Here is a 17,495-nt window from a genome sequence, read left to right as displayed (position 1 = left end):
CCATGTCACCACATAACGGACGTTACGGCTGCGGTGATTGATGAGGGTCGCCCGGACATGCCCGTACGGCCCGCGCCGGCTGGGCACGGGCCGTACGGGACGAACGGGTCCTACTCGACCGTCACGCTCTTGGCGAGGTTGCGCGGGCGGTCGACGTCGCGCTCCAGGGCGACGGCGGCGTGGTAGGCGAACAGCTGCAGCGGGATCGTGAGCAGGATGGGGTCGAGCTCGACCTCGTTCTTGGGCACCACGATGCAGTCGTCGGCCGCCTCGGAGGTGCGGTGGCCGACCATGAGGATGCGCCCGTGCCGGGCCCGGATCTCGCCCAGCGTGGTGAGGTTCTTGTCCAGCAGCTCGTCGTCGGGGACGATCGCGACCGTCGGCAGCTCGGGGCTGATCAGCGCGAGCGGGCCGTGCTTGAGCTCGCTCGCCGGGTACGCCTCGGCGTGGACGTAGGAGATCTCCTTGAGCTTCTGGGCGCCCTCGCGGGCCACCGGGTAGCCGCGCACCCGGCCGACGAACATCATGCCCGGCGAGTCGGCGTACTTCTTGGCCAGCTCCTTGATCCGGTCCTCCAGCGTGAGGATCTCCTTGATCTGCTCGGGCAGCCGGCGCAGGCCCTCGCAGATCCGTCGGCCGTCGGCCGGCGACAGGTCGCGTACGCGGCCGAGGTGCAGGGCGAGCAGCGCGAACGCCACGGCCGTGGAGGTGAACGCCTTGGTGGAGGCAACCGAGACCTCGGGACCCGCGTGCAGGTAGATGCCGCCGTCGGTCTCCCGGGCGATGGCGCTGCCGACCGTGTTGACAATGCCGAGCACGCGGCCGCCCTTGCGCTTGAGCTCCTGCACGGCGGCGAGCGTGTCGTAGGTCTCACCCGACTGGCTGATCGCGACGTACAGCGTGTCGGGCTCGACGACGGGGCTGCGGTAGCGGAACTCCGACGCGGGCTCGGCGTCGGCGGGGATGCGGGCCAGCTCCTCGATGAGCTGCGCGCCCATCTGGCCGGAGTAGTACGCGGACCCACAGCCGATGATCTTCACGCGGCGGAACGAACGGGTCTCGCGGGCGTCCATGTTGAGGCCGCCGAGATGGGCGATGTGGAACCGGTCATCGATGCGGCCGCGCAGCGTGCGGGCGACGGTGTCGGGCTGCTCGGAGATCTCCTTGAGCAGGTAGTGCTCGTAGCCGCCGTTGTCGTAGTGACCGGCGTCCCAGTCGACCGTGAAGGGCTCCTTGGCCGTCTCCCTGGCGTCGCTGGTGAACGTGTTGAACCCGTCGGCCTTGATGACCGCGAGCTCGCCGTCCTCCAGGTGGACGACCTGCCGGGTGTAGCGGATGAGCGCGGCGACGTCGGAGGCGGCGAACATCTCCTTCTCGCCGAGGCCGAGCACGATCGGGCTGCCGTTGCGGGCCACCACGATCTCGCCGGGGCGCTGCGCGTCGATGACGGCGATGCCGTACGTGCCGACCACGCCCTTGAGCGCCCGCAGGACGGCCTCCCGCAGCGAGTCGGTCTCCTTGACCATGCGCCCGATGAGCTGCGAGAGCACCTCGCTGTCGGTCTCGCTCTCGAACTTCACGCCCTCGCCCTCCAGGCGGCGGCGCAGCTCGTCGGCGTTCTCGATGATGCCGTTGTGCACAACGGCGATCCGCTGCTCCTGGTCGAGGTGCGGGTGCGCGTTCACGTCACTGGGCGCGCCGTGGGTGGCCCACCGGGTGTGGCCGATGCCGCTCGTGCCCTTGAACTTCGCGGGTACCGCCGCCGCCAGGTCGGCGACCCGGCCCTTGACCTTGCGCGTCTTGAGGCTCTTGGCGTTCACGACGGCGAGGCCGGCCGAGTCGTAGCCCCGGTACTCCAGCCGCTGGAGACCTTCGAGCAGGATGGGCGCCGCATCCTTCGGCCCGACATAAGCGACGATTCCGCACATAACCGCTCCTATCCGTAAACGATCCGCCGGAGCTGGCGCAGGGTCAGCTCCGGTGCCGCGACACGTCTTCCCGCGAGCTCGGCGGAGATTCTGGGAAAGATCTGGTCGTTGGTGAGCCCCCTCGACTTGAGTTCGCCGTGGCGGCGCCGCACGTACTCTTCCGCGGGCTCGCCGAAGTACGTCAGGACGTCGGCCACCACGCGGGCCGCCTCACCCGGCCCCAGTGAGGTGGTCCGGGTGAGGTGGCCGATCAGATCCTCGAAGGGATGCCGTGCCGTGGACACAGAGCAGGACCCTAACGCAGCACCGATGCCGACTAACAAGTTTCCTGCCCGTTTTCGGGCAGGATCAGTCCAGAGATCGTCCTGCAGCGGCGTCCCTGTGGCCTTCTCAGACGTCCACGGCGATGTCGGCCACACGAAGCGACATGACGCTGGGGTCGTCGGCGAGGGGCAACAGACCCGTGGGCCACCCGCTGAGGTTGGGATACGTCGCCGGCAAAAGGCTCCACCAGAGGGCCGGACGACGCGCCCTTCAACCAGCCGGGCCGGGGCACTGGTTCAGCTCGGGACGCGGTCGGTTCGCGGCACCATCTCGACGACGTGGACGACGCGCACGTCCGGCTTGCCGAACAGGCCCAAGAGGTCGTCCTTCGTCATCCAGTTGACGATGAAGCCGTAGACCCGGCCCTCCGAGGCGGCGGCGCGAAGAACGTCCAGATCAAGACCGACTCTGCGCAGGTTACGGCGATCGTCCTCGGTCAGCAGGCCGGCCGACTGCTGGAACTGCTTCGTCGCGGCGGGATCGTCGCACCCGGCCAACCCACGATCGGCACACCCGTCGAGGGCGGACCAGAAGACCGGCTTCGCCGCGGCCGGAACCGTCGGCGACAGGAAGAAATACTTGTCCCTGTCCTGAGGGCCGAACCCATACGGTTTCATCTCTTCGACCAGGTCCCGCTCGGCGAGAGGGCTCGCCAGTTCCACCAGGGCCGTCGCCCACTCCGACTGCCCCAGCCCCCTGATCTGCCGCTCCGCCGCCTTCTTCGCAGCCGGCTCATGACCCCGGCCACCGGCGAACGCCCGCAGATACCCGGTCAGGTCTGTGATGGGGGAACGAGGGGACGGTGGTGAGGTCGCCCAGCGCGTTCTCCACCACCTCCCGCCCACCGCCGGAGCTGCCGGAGGACTGCCGCTCGAAGGACAAGGGGAGAGTGAGAGAGAAAACTCCGTCTGGAGGTTCTAATCGCACAAATACTCCGGGTGGGCGACCTGCACCGCATTCCCGAGAACCGCCAGCATCCGGTGTGCACGACGAGCGGTTGTCGAAACGAACCAGGCAGCAACCCCGACCAGCACCAGGCATATCGCCAGGCCGATCGACCCGATCACCCGCATCCGCTTCGGTAGCTCAGCGCGCGGACCAGGCGTTGAATCAGCCTCAAGGCTACGAAACCATCCCAGGCCGACGTTTGGCACCAACGACCGCCACGACGAGCCGACGACGTTCTACTAGGGGCAGGACTCCTTCTTCGGACAGGGCCACATATCCGTGATCCACACTCCCAGCACGTTCTTGTCGCGGCTCATCTCACGCAGGCGCCTCGGCGACGATTCCGTGATGACTCCATAGATCAGCCCGTCCGAAGCCGCCTTTCTCAGCTCTCCCAGTGCCAGTCCGAACTTCCGCAGATTGGATTCGTCGGTACCGGCGAGCCGCGCGACCCAACTTCTGAATTGGTTCACGGACGACCACTCCACGCACCGAGAGCCTGGCGCGCACCCTTCGTCGCCATCCCAGTAGAGCGGCGAGCCGGCTTTGCGGGACCTCGACAGGAGTACACGCTCAGGAGGGCCGTTCTCCACGCCCAGGGCCTTCTCCGTCACCGGCTTCTTGAACTCGATTATCGCTTCCACGGTCAGGCCCGACGGGAGTCTCTTCAGTACCCAGGCGCTGCCGTCACCCTTCGCCGCCGTACCGAAGCCGGCTCCCGTTCCCAGCCCGAGGAGCACACGGGAAATCGGATCCGGCGACGGCTCAGGCACCTGGACCACTTTCCCTGCCGCGTCCAAGGTGACAGCGTAAGAGCTGGGGGAAATACGTACCGGCCCCCGGAAGCCCGACCACAACTCACCCGTCGCCCCTATCCGGTAGCCACTTCCCTGCGGCTCCCTGTACCAGTTGCGCAAATCCAGCCGTCGTCCCGGGTTCGTCGTCACAGCGGCGAGTTTCACGACCAGCTCCGCATGATCGGGAAACGGTGCCGACGGACGCGGAGCGCTCGCTGCCTCCGAATCACCACAGGCACTGATGGACAGCAGGGCGACGACGAGCGCGCCGAGTGAACGCATCCGCATACCGACACTCCTCATGATGCTCGGGCACCAAATTTCCTCGACGGCTCGGGGCGAGGCGCGGAGCAGCGCCTCGCCCCGAGGCCGGGGGGTAATGCCGCTGAGACAGGCTTTGACCTTGAACTTGAAGCTGTCGGGGCTGCCCAGCTTGAACTCGTTGCTCACCACCTGCCCTGAGGGGGACCCGGTGACCGGCGGGAAGAGCTGCGCCGACGTCCTGGCCGCCGCCTCGTTCGAGGGAGCACCAGCCTGTCCGGCGTTGTCCACCGCCACGATCCGGTAGTAGTACTGGCCCTGGACCATGCCGCTGTCGCTGTAGGTCAGGCCGTTCACCGTGGCGACGCGGGTAGCCGCCGTCGGGGTGAAGCCGGCGGTCGTCGAGCGGTGCACCTGGTAGGTGACCGTGCCATGGTCGTCGGTGGCCGCGCCCCAGGACAGGTCGACGGTGTCGGGCCCGGCGACCGCATTCAGCGTCCCCGGAGCGGACGGCGGATTGTCCACCGTCGTTGTGTTGCCGACGGCGGTGTTCATGTCGGACTGGATCTGCCCCTGCGTGAGGACGCCGTTGTAGATCCTCACCTCGTCGATGAGACCGCCGTAGTACTCACCCCAGATGCCGTTCCCGCCCATGTGCAGGGGCCCCGTGCTCGTGGCGAGGGTGCCGCTGACGTTGCTCTGTGCGACCACGCTGCCGTTCAGGTAGGTCTTGATGACGCTGCCGTCGTACGTGCTGGCGATATGGCTCCAGGTCCCGGTCGGCAGGGCGCTCGGGCCGCTGACGCTGGTGACGCTGCCGCCGATCTGCAGGTAGCTCGTCGGTCCGACGAAAGTGCGGCCGACGGTGGTGTTGGAGTAGATGCCGTAAGACGTACTGCTGGACGTCTCCTTCATGAGCACCGAGCGCCAGCTCGTGGCGATGGAGGGCTTGACCCACGCCTCGATCGTCATCTTGTTCGTCAGGCGCAAGGAGGGGGAGTCCGGCACGGTGACCATGCTGGAACTGCCGTTGAACGACAGCGCCTGGCCGAACTTGCCAGCCGCCCAGGTCGTGCCGCTCGTCGTGCCGGCGTTGCCGGTGCCCGACTGGTCGCCCACCGCTGTCCCGGTGCCCTCGTTCATCCCGTACGCCGCGACCAGGCCGGGGAACGGCGTGCTCGACGGGGACGGCGAGGGAGTAGGGGTCGGGCTGGGGCTGGGATCGGGTGACGGGCTCGTCGTGGGCACCGGGATGGGCGTGGTCGGGTCGGAGATCGACACGAGGTAGTCGATGTTCTTACCGTCGACCGAGGCCGACGCGTAGTTGACCTTTACGTCGCTGGTGCGCGAGATGGCGTCGTTGCCGGCGATCGAGTCGATCGACTCCCCTGTCACCGTGGGGATCTCCGGCGGCAGCAGGTAGTTGACGCTCAGCTTCGGCGGGTTCTGACCCGCCTCCGTGGAGTTGAACGACCAGTACTGGGCCGTGATCGGATTCGGGTCGTCGGGCCAGCTGCTGCGGGAGTCCTCCGCCGACTTCAGCTCCACGCCGTAGAACCCGCTCCCGGTCACCCAGTCCTTAACCATCTGAGTGACGTTGAAGCTGGTCACGGCGTTCGACCCGCAGCTCGGCGTGACCGTGACCGTACCCGTGGCCGAGGTGGACGGGCGCCGGAGGTACGACACCGACAGCCAGGAGGACGTGATCGGCGACGCGGTGATGGTACGGCCCACACACGGGCCGGTGTAGGAGCCGACCAGTTGCAGGGTGGCGGAGTCGACGTACTTGCCGGCCAGGGCGCCGGTGTCGCTGCCGAAGTCGATATAGGTCCGGAAGAAGTCCGGGTAGATCTTGTTGGTGGTGGTGCACACGCTGCCGCTGCAACGGCGCTCCGCCTGCAAGTAGGTGCCGCTGCCGACGTAGAGAGTCGATCCGGTCGCGTCCCCAGCACTCGAACTGGAGGACTGCACCGAGACGTCCCTCGCCAGCGTGAGGGAGACCGTGGGGTCCACGGTGACGGGGTAGGTGGTGTCCTTGTCCGCGAGGAACCCGGCATCCGGTTTGATCACGAGGGTCTGGGCGCCGTTCTTGCCGACCAGCGCGGCGTCGATCCGGCCGCGCGTGTTCAGTGCGGACTTCGCGTCCGTGCTCGGCGCCTCTGTCATGAACGGCTCGGCCGCGGAAGCGACGACCTTGCCCTTGGCGTCAGTGAGCTTCAGCCCGCCCGCCTCGGTCCTGCCCAGTTTGAGCCCCTCGGTCCGTACCGGAAGCCGGAACTCGACGGGGCCGGTGGGCCTCTCGCGCAACACCACGTCGTGCCGGAAGCCTGTGGCCAGGGCTGTTACGACCAGGTCGGCCTTCATGCCGGACGTGGAGATGTCGTAGATCGCCCTGTTGCCCTCGACACGGGGTTTGGGGAGCACGGTCGGCCAGTCGATCGCGAACGACTGCCCCTGTCGGCGCGTTCCAGCGACGCCAGGTGGGTGTCACCGCCGTCGCCTATCCGGACATCCGCCTTCGCCACTTTGGGCCGGAGTGCGCCGTCGCGCTCCTCAAGCGTCGTGTCGATCCAGCGGAACGTTCCATCCGGCTGCTTGACGCGAGCGGGTCCCGCCCAGGTCTCCGTGGTGAGATGAGAATCAGGATATGCCCAGGTCCAGCTCGTCTCGGTGTCCTTCGACGGCACCGGCACCGGCTTTCCTTGTTTTTCGCCTCCGCGATCGCCTCTTGTAAAGGGGCGTCCGGATCCTTGGGTTTCGGAAATTGCGTCAACAGTGGAGCCGCCGGTTGTGGAGCCGCAGTGGAACCGGGCTCGCTGTCCTCCGCAGCCGCTGGTAGGCCCCCCGCCGTGAGCGCCGCCACGGCCAGGGCGGCTACCAGCGCTTTGCTCCTCCCCGGCCATCGCGCGGAAACCCTCGGTAATTCGAGGAGAACCCTACGTGACTTTCTCACAAATACCCCGTTCGCAAACATGTGGGATGTCACGTGATCTTGTATCAGCAATGCACTGACACGCACAACACCTGGCGAGTAGCAGATTTGGAAAACAGACTAGACAGACCCTCGCATGGCGGCAAATGTCGGCGAATTTGGGAAATTTGGATTTCCCACATGCGTACGCCGTAACGGGGCGAGCACGGAGAAGAGCGCTTCGTACGCGGAACGGCAGGCCCGGCACGAACAGAGGCGGCGGGAGGGGTTCCTCCCGCCGCTCGGAAACGGCCCGTGTTCCTGGATGCGATCAGAGTCGTCGGATTGTCCCGCGCCAGGCAGTGGCGCGACCGTCGGCGGCAGGCAGTGCCACGACGGACCAGGGCCCGGGGTCAGTTCAGCGTCTTCAGCAGCGCGGCGGCCAGCGGGGCGGACGAAGCGGGGTTCTGCCCGGTGTGCAGGGTGCGGTCGACGACGACGTGCGGCGCCCACGGCTCGCCGGCGGAGAAACGCAGGCGCAGCGCCACCAGCCGGTCCTCCAGCACCCACTCCATCCGGTCGGCGAGGCCGGCCTGCTCCTCCTCCACTCGGGTGAAGCCGGTGACGCGGTAGCCGGCGAAGGGCGAGGTCCCGTCACCGTCCGCGGTGCCGACCAGGGCGGCCACACCATGGCAGACGAGGCCGAGTGGCGTGCCGGACCCGATCGCCGCGGTGAGCAACCGGGCCGAGTCGGCGTCGGACGCGAGGTCCTCCATCGGCCCGTGCCCGCCCGGGTAGAACACGGCCGCGTACTCGCCCGGGTCGGCCTTCTCCAGCGCGATCGGGCGGCGTAGCTCCACGGCGGTCTCCAGCGCCGCGGCAACGGCGTCCGCGCCCTCCTGTCCCCCGTTGAACTCCGGCGCCAAGCTGGCCGGGTCAACCGACGGCACGACGCCGCCCGGGGTCGCGACGACGACCTCGTACCCCGCCTCCGTGAACGCGCGGTACGGCGCGAGGAACTCCTCGGCCCAGTAGCCGGTGGGGTGCGAGGTGCCGTCGGCCAGTCTCAGGCGGTCGGCGCCGGTCATGACGAAAAGGATCTGTGCCATTGCGGTAACTCTCTCGACGGGCCTCGGCGCGTACGCGAGGCGCGATGAGCCGGCGGCCGTTGGCGGCTCGCCGGCGGCGACGATCAGACGGTAGTTCGCCATGCCATCGGCGGACCAATAGGTTTGCCGCTATGACCCATCAGGAATCCGATGGGCCGGTCCCCGATCGCGGCCCGCTGGACCTCACGCTGCTGCGGACGTTCCTCGCCGTCTACCGGGCCGGTTCCCTCACCGGCGGGGCGCAGTTCCTCGGGTTGTCCCAGCCGACCGTGACCGGCCAGATACGCAGCCTCGAACAGCAACTGGAGCGCCAGCTGTTCGAACGGCTGCCCCGAGGAGTGGCGCCCACCCCGGTGGCCGACGAACTGGCGGCACAGGTCGCCGGGCCTCTCGACGCTCTGGCCGCGGTCGCGGAACGGGGCCTGCCGGGAAGCGATTCATCCGAGCCGGTGCATCTGGGCGGTCCGGCCGAACTGTTGTGCGTGCGGGTGCTGCCCGCCCTGGCGCCTCTGGTGGATCGGGGCGTACGGCTGCGGGTGACCACCGGTCTCGCCGACGACCTGCTCGACGGACTGCGCGCCGGGCGCTTCGATCTGGTCCTTTCCGCCGTACGTCCGCGCGGGCGATCGGTCGTCGCCGAACCGCTCATGGACGAGGAGTTCGTACTGGTGGCCGCGCCGGGCTGGGCCGCGCGCATCGGTCCCGTCGGCTGCGACGATCCCGGCCCCCTGCGCGATGTCCCGCTGGTCGCCTACGCCGAGGACCTGCCCATCGTCCGCAGGTATTGGCGGCACGTGTTCCGCACGCGCCCGCCGATGTCACCGGCCGTGGTCGTGCCGGATCTTCGCGGTGTGCTGGCCGCGGTCGCCGCCGGTGCCGGGATCAGCGTCCTCCCCCGCTACCTGTGCCTTCGGGAGCTGCGCACGGGGGAGGTCGTGCCACTCCTCGACCCCGGCGACCCGCCCATCAATACCCCGTTTCTCGCCCGCCGCGCGGGGGCGCCGGAGCGCCCCCATGTCTCCCTCGTCCGGAAGGTGCTGCTCGCCTCGGCGCGCGAGTGGTAGCCAGGCCCGAGTTCGGCGACGGGCCCGGCGCCGACGGCCCGCACGGGCTCCGCGAACACGGCGAGCACCGCGCGGTCCGGCGGCAGGCGCGGCGCGGGCGATCAGTCCGCCGGGGCGGCGGCGCGCAGCACCTTCATGAACTCGCGCATCCACGCCGGGTGGTCGGGCCAGGCCCGCCCGGTCACGAGGTTCTGGTCGACGTGCGCCTCGCTGTCGACCCACGTGCCGCCGCCGCTCTCGACGTCGTGCGCGCAGGCGGGGTACGCGCTGCTCTCGCGGCCCTTCAGCACACCGGCGGCGGCGAGCACCAGCGGCCCGTGGCAAAGCGCGGCGATCGGCTTGCCGGCGTCCGCGAAGTGGCGGACGATCTCCTGGACGTCCCGGTCGCCGCGGATGTACTCGGGGGCACGACCGCCGGGGACCACCAGCGCGGCGTACTCGTCCGGGTTCACGTCGGAGAAGGCGACGTCGGCCGCCCAGGTGTGGCCCGGCTTCTCGGTGTAGGTGTCGAAGCCCTCGACGAAGTCGTGCACCACGAACTGCAGCTTCTTGGCGGACGGCGCCGCGATGTGCGCCTCGTAGCCCTCCTCGAGAAGCCGCTGGTACGGGTACATCACCTCCAGGTCCTCGGCCGCGTCGCCGGTGATGATGAGCACCTTCGCCATCGCGTAACCCCCTCCTGCGTACCGTTGCCGCCTCATCCTGCGCGCGGCCTCCCCCGCAGGTCAACGTCTCGCCCCGCTTCGGTCACCTGCCGCGTGGGCGCCTGGGGATCGAAGGCAGTTGGCACCGGCACCCTCCGGGATCCGCTAGAGTTGTTCACGCGTCGCCGGGAAAACCCCGAGCGATCGCTGCGGAAGTGGCTCAGTGGTAGAGCATCACCTTGCCAAGGTGAGGGTCGCGGGTTCGAATCCCGTCTTCCGCTCGGAGCCCGGACGAGATCCGGGCACGGACGATTAGCTCAGCGGGAGAGCGCTTCCCTGACACGGAAGAGGTCACTGGTTCAATCCCAGTATCGTCCACCAGCCACCGAAACCCCGGCCGCGGCCGGGGTTTCGTCGTTTCCCCACCTGGTCGCCTCCCGGCAGCGGACGCGAGTCCGGTGTGGGGACGGCGCCCCCGATCGTCATGGCGCCGGTCGCCTCACGGTCGCTCGACCGGATCATCGGCCGGCACGGCCCGCTCGCCGCCCCACGGGCCGCGTCCACCACGCGGGAACTCGTACGACTCCGGCAGCGCCCAGTTCCGCCATTCGCAAGCCGATATGAAGGAGAACCCGGGCGGCCGATACGGCCTGATCCGCCTCGAGGACCTGCCCGTCTCCGCGAGCGGCGCGTGACGCGCTCGGGCCTGTGCGGATTTCCGGCCGATCCGCGGCGGCGCCGGCCGCCGAATGCGGCCGGCTCCGCCGAGAAATCGCGGCACGGCGCTCGCCTTTTCCGGCGAGCCATTCCCGCCACCACCGGTACGCCCCCGCCGTGAGCACCGGTATAGCGATGGGCACGGCCGATCCCTGCCGGTCGCCGGCGCCGAGATAAACTTCTATCAATTACCCCCGCCCCGACACAATCCATTTCACCCGGAAATCATACGACGCTTGTCTAGATTTCCTCTTAATGGCGGACTTTGTCGGCCTTTTCCCGTACTACCAGGACGGGACGACGAGAACCTGCGGCGCGGCCTGGCGCATCCGTGTACGCAGCCAGAGCAGTTGGACGGCCGTCTCGGCGGCGCAGTGCCGGGCGAGGTCGAGCAGGTCGTCGTCCCTGAGCCCGCGGGCGGCCTGCGCGACCACGCTCCACGACAGGTCGCACTCGGTGGCGAGGAGGTACAGGCCGTGCAGGTCCCGCAGCAGCGCGAGGCCGCCGCCGTCCCCGCCGCCCCGTCCCGGCGTCACGCGGGGGCGCCGCGCCGCCCCGGCGTCCACGCCCTCGGCGACCGCCCGCTCCCGCTCCACGGCCCCGCGGACCACCCGCTGGAGGTCCGCCGGCTCAAGGCCCGTCGCGTCGAAACCCCCGCCGTCGATACTCGCGGCGTCGAAAGCCCCGCCGTCGAAACCGCCGGCATCGAAACCCCCGGCGCCGAAACCCCCGGCGCCGAAATCCGCAGTGTCGAATTCCCCGGTATCGAATCCCCCGGCGTCGAAGACTCGATCGCGGGAGCCCCCGGAGCGGTACCGCCGTTGGAAGGGCTCCAGCCGCTCGGCGTGATCGTCGCACTGCGCGGCCAGGCGCTCGCAGACGCCGCACAGGTCCGGCTCGCGGGGGTGGCCGCGCCGCAGCGCGCGGAACCCGGACGACAGCGTGTGCTGCGTGCGCGACAGCGTCTCCAGGTAGCGCGCCAGATGCTCGCTCACGCGTCGTCCCACCCGCGGGCGGCGTCCCCCCAACCTGCAAGGGCCATATGTCGTCGCTTCCTTCCGGTAGGCCGACCCCACCTCATCTCCGGCGATCGCGGACGTCAGACCTCCTCGTACCGTTCCGGCGCCTCCCCTCCTCCGGCCGCGGTCGTCACCTCGGGCCGCGCGGTCACGCCACGGCCGAGGCGCGTGGCGGCGGCCGAGTAGAGGCCCTCCCCCACGGGGGCGTCCCCCACGGGCGCGTCCCCGCACCGCCCGGCCTTCACCAGCCGGACCGCCGCCGCCGTGCGCAGCGGCCTGCGGGACACCGGGTCCCACGCGGTGAGCGTCAGATCCGCGGCCGCCCTCGTCACGGCCTCGTCCTGCCCGTCGAGCGGCAGGAGCACGACTCCCGGGCGTACGCCCGACAGGCGCGCGACGGCCTCCAGCACGCCGAGGGGCGACTCGACCCGGACGAGGTCGCCGTCCTCGACGCCGAGCGCCACGGCGTCCCCGGGGTGGAGCTCCAGGTGGGGCTGGCCCGGGAGCGGCTCGGGCGGGGCGTCGCCGAGACGGGCCGGCCGGGCCGGAAAGCGCCGCGGCGAAACCGTGAACACCAGGGGGTACTCGTCGTCGGCGACCTCGGGAGACGGCTCGAAGTCGGCCGCGTGGAGGAAGGCCCGTCCCCCGGGGTTCTCCGCGCGGTATCGCTCCTCACCGTACTCGGCCCCCGTGGCGAGGTCGGCTCCGAACGTCTGGCAGTGCCCCGGCCCGGTGGCGAAGCGTCCCCCGGCGTACAGACGCTCGACGCCGTGGGAACTGGACGGCATGCAGGGCCACTGGATCCCGCCGGCCCGCAACCGCTCGTAGGTGATCCCCGTGTGGTCGCACGGACGGCCTCTGGAACACGCCTTCCACGCCTCGAACGCCGACTCCGCGTCGGTCCAGCGCACGAGCGGCCGGCCGTCCCGGTCGCGCAGGTCCATCCGCCGCGCGTAGTCGAGCAGGATGTCGAGGTCCGTCTTGGCCTCCCCGGGCGGCTCGACCGCCTTCTCGCACAGGTGCACCGTGCGGTCGGCCCCGGTGACGGTGCCGGTCTTCTCGCCCCAGGCCGCCGCCGGGAGCACCACGTCGGCCAGCAGCGCGGTCTCGGTCAGGTACGGATCCTGGACGACGACGAACAGGTCCTCCCTCGCGAGGATCCGGTCGAGGCCAGGCACCGTGGCCGCCGGGTCGGACGCCGTGATCCACAACAACCCGACCGAGCCCTCCTCTGCGTACCTGAGGATCTGGGTCGCGTGCGTGGCGGGCCCCCAGTGCGGGATGACGGCGGGGTCGACGTTCCACAGGTCCGCCAGCTCGCGCACGTGCCCCGTGTCGGCCCAGTTGCGCAGTCCGGGCAGGTCTGCGGCCGAGCCCGCCTCCAGCGCGTCGCACCCCGGCCCGCCGAGCTGGAACAGCCCGGCCCCCGGACGACCGAGCATGCCGCGCAGCAGGTGGACGTTGTTGACCTGGCAGGCGGCGGCGGTCGCCTGGTTGGAGCCCAGGAAGGCCTGGCCCACGGTCGACACCAGCCGTTCGGCCGCGCCCAGGATCTCGGCGGCCTGCTCGATCTGCCCGACCGGCACCGCGCAGATCTCCGCCGCCCGTTTGGCGGGATAGGCCTCGACGACCCGCCACAGCCGTTCGAACCCCACGGTGTGCGCGGCGACGTAGGCCGCGTCGTGCCAGCCGCCCGCGATCAGCTCGTGCAGCAGCCCGTTGAGCAGGGCCACGTTGGTGCCGGGACGTACGGCGAGGTGGACGTCGGCCTCCCTGGCCGCCGCGGTCCCCTCCGGGCCCACCGCGATCATGGCGGGCGGCCTGGATCCGAGCCGGCGGTCGAGCATGCGCTCCCACAACACCGGATGGGTGGCGGCGCAGTCGTGTCCCCACAGCGCGAGCGCGTCACAGTGGTCCACGTCGGTGTACGAGCCGGGCTGGCCGTCGGTGCCGAAGCTCGCCGCGAGCGCGGCGGCGGCCGCCGCCGCGCCCCAGCGGGTGTCGCCGTCCATGTGCGGGGTGCCGATCCCCGCCTTGCCGATGACGGCGAGGGTGTAGTGCTCCTCGAGGAACAGCCGCGGGCCCGTGTAGAAGGCGAGGCGGCCCCAGCCGCCGGGACGGGCGAGCAGTTCCCGCGACCTCGCGACGACGCGGTCCATCGCGACGGCCCACGTCGTCTCGACCAGCCGCCCGCCCTCACGAACTCCGCCCTCACGCACCAGGGGGCGGGACAGCCGGCCCGCGCGCGGCTGCCAGGCCTGCCACTCCCGGGGGTCGAGCCTGCCGTGGTTGACGCGGTCGCCGGCCCGGCCGCGTACGCCCACGACCCGGCCGCCGCGCACCGCCAGGTCGAGGGCGTCGCCGTTGGAACCCGCCGCGGAGACGGCGGGAACCCAGCGCTCGGCGTCCGGCCCGGCGACGCCGTCCTCCGGGAACACGTCCACGCGCACCGGCCAGGGGCTGCCGAGGCGGATGACCGGGGGAAGCGCGTCGCGCATGTGGCTCGGCAGGGCCGCGGCGAGCCGTTCCACCGCGTCGGGAGGTCCGTACGGCGTGCGCCGCCCCCTGGGATCGGCACTCCGGTCCAGCACCTGGCACCTCCGCGGTGACGATGTGTGAACGAGGCGTCCCGTACCCGGTGCCATGCACCCCTGATCCCGGAATCGCCCGAACTGACCGGTTCCTTTTCGAATACTTTCCATAGGGTGTCAATGCCGGACCGGTCCCCTGCAAGGGTCCCGTGATCTGTAAAGTGCAGTTACTGGGTGTTGTCGGCGCGGCCGGCGGGGGCGGCCCGCGCGTTCGCGTGTGGGGTGCGGATGGATGGACGTACGGCCGGTCCGGTCGTCACGGGCACTTCCGCGCCACTCGTCGGACGGCAGGACGCGCTGACCGCGCTGCGGGGCGCGATGGCCGCGAGCCGCCGCGACGGGTTCCAGTTCCTCGCACTGGTCGGCGAGCCGGGCGCGGGCAAGACGCGGCTCCTCGGCGAGCTCGCGGCGATGGCCGGCGGGGACGGCTTCACCCCGCTGTGGGGACGCGCCGCCGAGTACGAGCAGATGCTCCCCTACAGCGCGCTGGTTGACGCGCTCGACGACCATCTCGACGCACGCCGCGAGGAGGTCGTCCGGGCCGTGGGGTCCGGGCAGGCCGCTCTGCTGTCCGGCGTCTTCCCCGGGCTCGCCGCCGACGGGGGCCCGGCCGGCGACGAGCCCACGCTGGCCGACGACCGCAGCGGCCTGGCCCGATATCGGCTCTACCGGGCCGTACGGCACCTGGTGGGCGCGCTGGCCGGGCCCACCGGCCTGCTGCTGGTCCTCGACGACGTCCACTGGGCCGACGACGGCACGCTCGAGTTCCTCGACCACGTCGTACGGCATCCGCCCGCGGGCCCGGTGCTGATGGCGGTGGCCTTCCGCCCGGCCCAGGCCGCCCCGCGCGTGGCGCGGCTGGCCGCGGCGGCCGGCCCGCGCGGGCACGAGGTCGTGGTCGGTCCCCTCAGCGCGACGGACGTCCGGCAGTTCCTCGGCCCCGACGTCAGCCGGGGACGCGGCATGGCGTTGTACGAGGCCAGCGGCGGAAACCCGTTCTACCTGGAGGCGCTGGCCCGGATGGGCGGCACGGACGTGGCCGAGCTGCCGCCGACCGTGCTCGCCGCGCTCCAGATCGAGCTGGGCGACCTGTCCCCCGGCGCGCTGCTGGTGGCCCAGGCCGCCGCCGTGGCCGCCGACGAGTTCGAACCGGCCGTCGCCGCCGTGGCCGCCGAGGTGCCGCCGGCCGCCACGCTGGCCGCGCTGGACGAGCTGGTCGAGCGCGACATCGTCCGCAGCGCGGGCGGGCGGTTCCGCTTCCGCCACCCCCTCGTGCGGCGCGCCGTCTACGAGTCGGCGGCGGCGGGCTGGCGCCTGGGCGCGCACGCCAGGATCGCGGCCCACCTGGCCGAGCTGGGCGCCCCGGCGACCGTACAGGCCCACCACGTCGAGCATTCCGGGTCGTTCGGCGACCAGCGGGCCGTGGAGGTGCTGGTGGCCGCGGCCCGCGCGGTGACCGCGCACGCGCCGGCCACCTCGGCGCACTGGCTGCAGGCGGCGCTGCGGCTCATGCCGGACGACGCCGCCAACCGGGAGGACCGGCTCGCCCTGATGCTGGAGCTGAGCTGGGCCCAGGGAATCAGCGGCAGGCTGGCCGAGGGCCGCGACACGGCCCGCGACCTGCTGCGCAGGCTGCCCGAGGACGACTACCCCCGCAGGGGCCGCGCGGCCCGCGTCTGCGCGCTGATGGAGCGCCAGCTCGACCGCCCGCAGGAGGCCAGGGCGCTGCTGCTGGACGAGCTGAGCCGCATGCCCAACCCGCGGGCGGCCGCCGCCGTGCCGATGCGGATGCGCCTGGTCGCCGAGAGCATGATGCGGGTGGACTTCCGGGCCGCCCAGGCCGTGCTCGACCTGATGCCCGACAGCGCCGACGACTGGGAGCCGGGGCTCGCGGTCGCGGTGGCGGCGCTGCGCCCGATGCCCGCCCTGGCCGCCCGCCGTACGGACGACGCGCTGCGCTACGCCGAGATCGCCGGCAAGCTGCTCGCGGACGCGCCGGACGAGCACCTGTCGGAGTGGCTGGACGCCATCGCCTGGCTGTGCTGGGCCGAGTCCTACCTCGGCCGGTACGGCGAGGCGCTGCGGCACTTCGACCGGGCGGCGGCCGTCGCGCGCTCGACCGGGCAGACCTACATCCTGACCAACCTGCTCGCGGGCCGGGCCAAGACGCTGGTGGCGACGGGCCGCCTGGCGGAGGCCAGGGCCACCGCGGAGGAGTCCGTCGAGGGGGCCAGGCTGCTCGACTCCGGGCAGCAGCTCGTCTTCGCGCTCACCCAGGTCTGCCTGGCCGAGTCGTGGAGCGGCGACGACGAGGCGGCCCTGCGCGCCGGCGAGGAGGCCGTGCGGTGCGGCGTCGGAGCGGGCGAGACCTGGGAGGCCACGGCCCGCTACGCGCGGGGACAGGCCCTGGTCAACGCGGGCCGGTTCGCCGAGGGCGTCGAGGCGGTGCTGGACGCGTGCAACCGGTTCGAATCGCCGCGGGTGGATCCGGGGACGCTGCTCCAGGCGTGCGAGACGCTCGCCTACGCGGACGCCGCCCGGGAGACGAGCACGCAGGCCGACACGGAGGGGGCCGACGCGGAGGGGCCCGCGCGGGCGGCGCAGTGGGCGGCGCTCGCCGTGCGGCTGGAGGAGCCGCGCCTGCCCGCCTACTGCGGCTTCGCCGCGCTCGCCCGCGCGCACGCGCTGTCCCGTCAGGACCCGGGTGCGGCGGCCGGGGCCGCGGAGGAGGCGGCCCGCCTGCTGAACGCGGGCGGGCGGCGGCTCGACGCGGGCCGGGCCCTGCTCACCGCCGGGCTCGCGCATCTCGCGACGCCGGGCGGCCGGAGCCGCGCCAGGGAGAATCTGCGCGCCGCGGCCGAGGTCTTCGACGCCTGCGGCGCCCGCGCGCTCAAGGCGCGCACCGAGCGAGAACTGCGCCGCCTCGGCGTACGGGTGGGCGGCGGCGCGACCACGGCCGCGGGCGGTGAGGCGGCCAGGTTCGGGCTGTCGCCGCGGGAGCTGGAGGTGGCGCTGCTGGTCGCCGAGGGGCTGACCAACCAGCAGGTCGCCGAGCGGCTCTTCCTCAGCGTCCGTACGGTGGAGACGCACCTGTCGCGGATCTTCGCCAAGCTGGAGGTCACCTCCCGGGTCGGCGTGGCGACCGCCCTCACGCGGTGAGTGCCGGTAAGTACGGGTTTTCC

10 protein-coding genes and 2 tRNA genes are annotated in these 17,495 nt (G+C 71.3%); 4 read left to right on the top strand and 8 right to left on the bottom strand.

Features of this window, described 5'->3' with window-relative positions:
- Nucleotides 1-110: 110 nt before the first annotated feature.
- From glmS to Msi02_RS10850, 5 genes are all read right to left on the bottom strand, one after another.
- Entirely contained in the window at nt 111-1,928 is a 1,818-nt protein-coding gene (gene glmS / locus Msi02_RS10870) for a glutamine--fructose-6-phosphate transaminase (isomerizing) (protein ID WP_204048215.1), read from the bottom strand.
- A gap of 8 nt (nt 1,929-1,936) precedes the next feature.
- Nucleotides 1,937-2,212 carry a hypothetical protein gene (locus Msi02_RS10865; RefSeq protein ID WP_079319166.1) on the bottom strand — a complete coding sequence of 92 codons (276 nt, stop codon included), beginning with the start codon at nt 2,210-2,212 and terminating at the stop codon, nt 1,937-1,939.
- 276 nt (nt 2,213-2,488) lie between these two features.
- Nucleotides 2,489-3,097, bottom strand: coding sequence for a hypothetical protein (locus Msi02_RS10860; RefSeq protein WP_204048214.1), 609 nt, complete (start codon nt 3,095-3,097; stop codon nt 2,489-2,491).
- A gap of 342 nt (nt 3,098-3,439) precedes the next feature.
- Nucleotides 3,440-6,622 carry a LamG-like jellyroll fold domain-containing protein gene (locus Msi02_RS10855; protein WP_204048213.1) on the bottom strand — a complete coding sequence of 1,061 codons (3,183 nt, stop codon included), beginning with the start codon at nt 6,620-6,622 and terminating at the stop codon, nt 3,440-3,442.
- A gap of 960 nt (nt 6,623-7,582) precedes the next feature.
- Nucleotides 7,583-8,278, bottom strand: a complete 696-nt coding sequence (locus Msi02_RS10850; RefSeq protein ID WP_204048212.1) for a type 1 glutamine amidotransferase domain-containing protein — start codon at nt 8,276-8,278, stop codon at nt 7,583-7,585.
- A 131-nt stretch (nt 8,279-8,409) separates the two neighbouring features.
- Here Msi02_RS10850 and Msi02_RS10845 point away from each other — a divergent pair, with 131 nt between their 5' ends.
- Nucleotides 8,410-9,342 (top strand): LysR family transcriptional regulator, encoded by a 933-nt coding sequence (locus Msi02_RS10845; RefSeq protein ID WP_204048211.1) that lies wholly within the window; start codon nt 8,410-8,412, stop codon nt 9,340-9,342.
- A gap of 101 nt (nt 9,343-9,443) precedes the next feature.
- On the opposite strand, the gene Msi02_RS10840 is transcribed toward Msi02_RS10845, so the two are convergent.
- Nucleotides 9,444-10,007, bottom strand: coding sequence for a DJ-1/PfpI family protein (locus Msi02_RS10840; RefSeq protein ID WP_204048210.1), 564 nt, complete (start codon nt 10,005-10,007; stop codon nt 9,444-9,446).
- A gap of 188 nt (nt 10,008-10,195) precedes the next feature.
- Between Msi02_RS10840 and Msi02_RS10835 the strand changes: the two genes are divergently transcribed.
- A tRNA-Gly gene (locus Msi02_RS10835) sits at nt 10,196-10,267 on the top strand.
- A 25-nt stretch (nt 10,268-10,292) separates the two neighbouring features.
- A tRNA-Val gene (locus Msi02_RS10830) sits at nt 10,293-10,367 on the top strand.
- A 620-nt stretch (nt 10,368-10,987) separates the two neighbouring features.
- Here Msi02_RS10830 and Msi02_RS10825 read toward each other — a convergent pair.
- The gene (locus Msi02_RS10825) at nt 10,988-11,698 is read right to left on the bottom strand and encodes a hypothetical protein (protein WP_204048209.1); all 711 of its coding nucleotides are present in this window, start codon (nt 11,696-11,698) and stop codon (nt 10,988-10,990) included.
- Nucleotides 11,699-11,802: 104 nt separating this feature from the next.
- A complete protein-coding gene (locus tag Msi02_RS10820) occupies nt 11,803-14,313 on the bottom strand; it encodes a molybdopterin oxidoreductase family protein (protein ID WP_204048208.1) in 2,511 nt (836 codons plus the stop codon).
- A 228-nt stretch (nt 14,314-14,541) separates the two neighbouring features.
- Between Msi02_RS10820 and Msi02_RS10815 the strand changes: the two genes are divergently transcribed.
- Nucleotides 14,542-17,472: a helix-turn-helix transcriptional regulator gene (locus Msi02_RS10815; RefSeq protein WP_204048207.1), complete on the top strand. Its 2,931-nt coding sequence runs from the start codon at nt 14,542-14,544 to the stop codon at nt 17,470-17,472.
- Nucleotides 17,473-17,495: the final 23 nt, after the last annotated feature.

Source organism: Microbispora siamensis (genome assembly GCF_016863095.1).
Classification (GTDB): Bacteria; Actinomycetota; Actinomycetes; order Streptosporangiales; family Streptosporangiaceae; genus Microbispora; species Microbispora siamensis.
The sequence above is the reverse complement of the archived record's forward strand: the minus strand, read 5'-3'. Positions and strand labels throughout refer to the sequence as shown.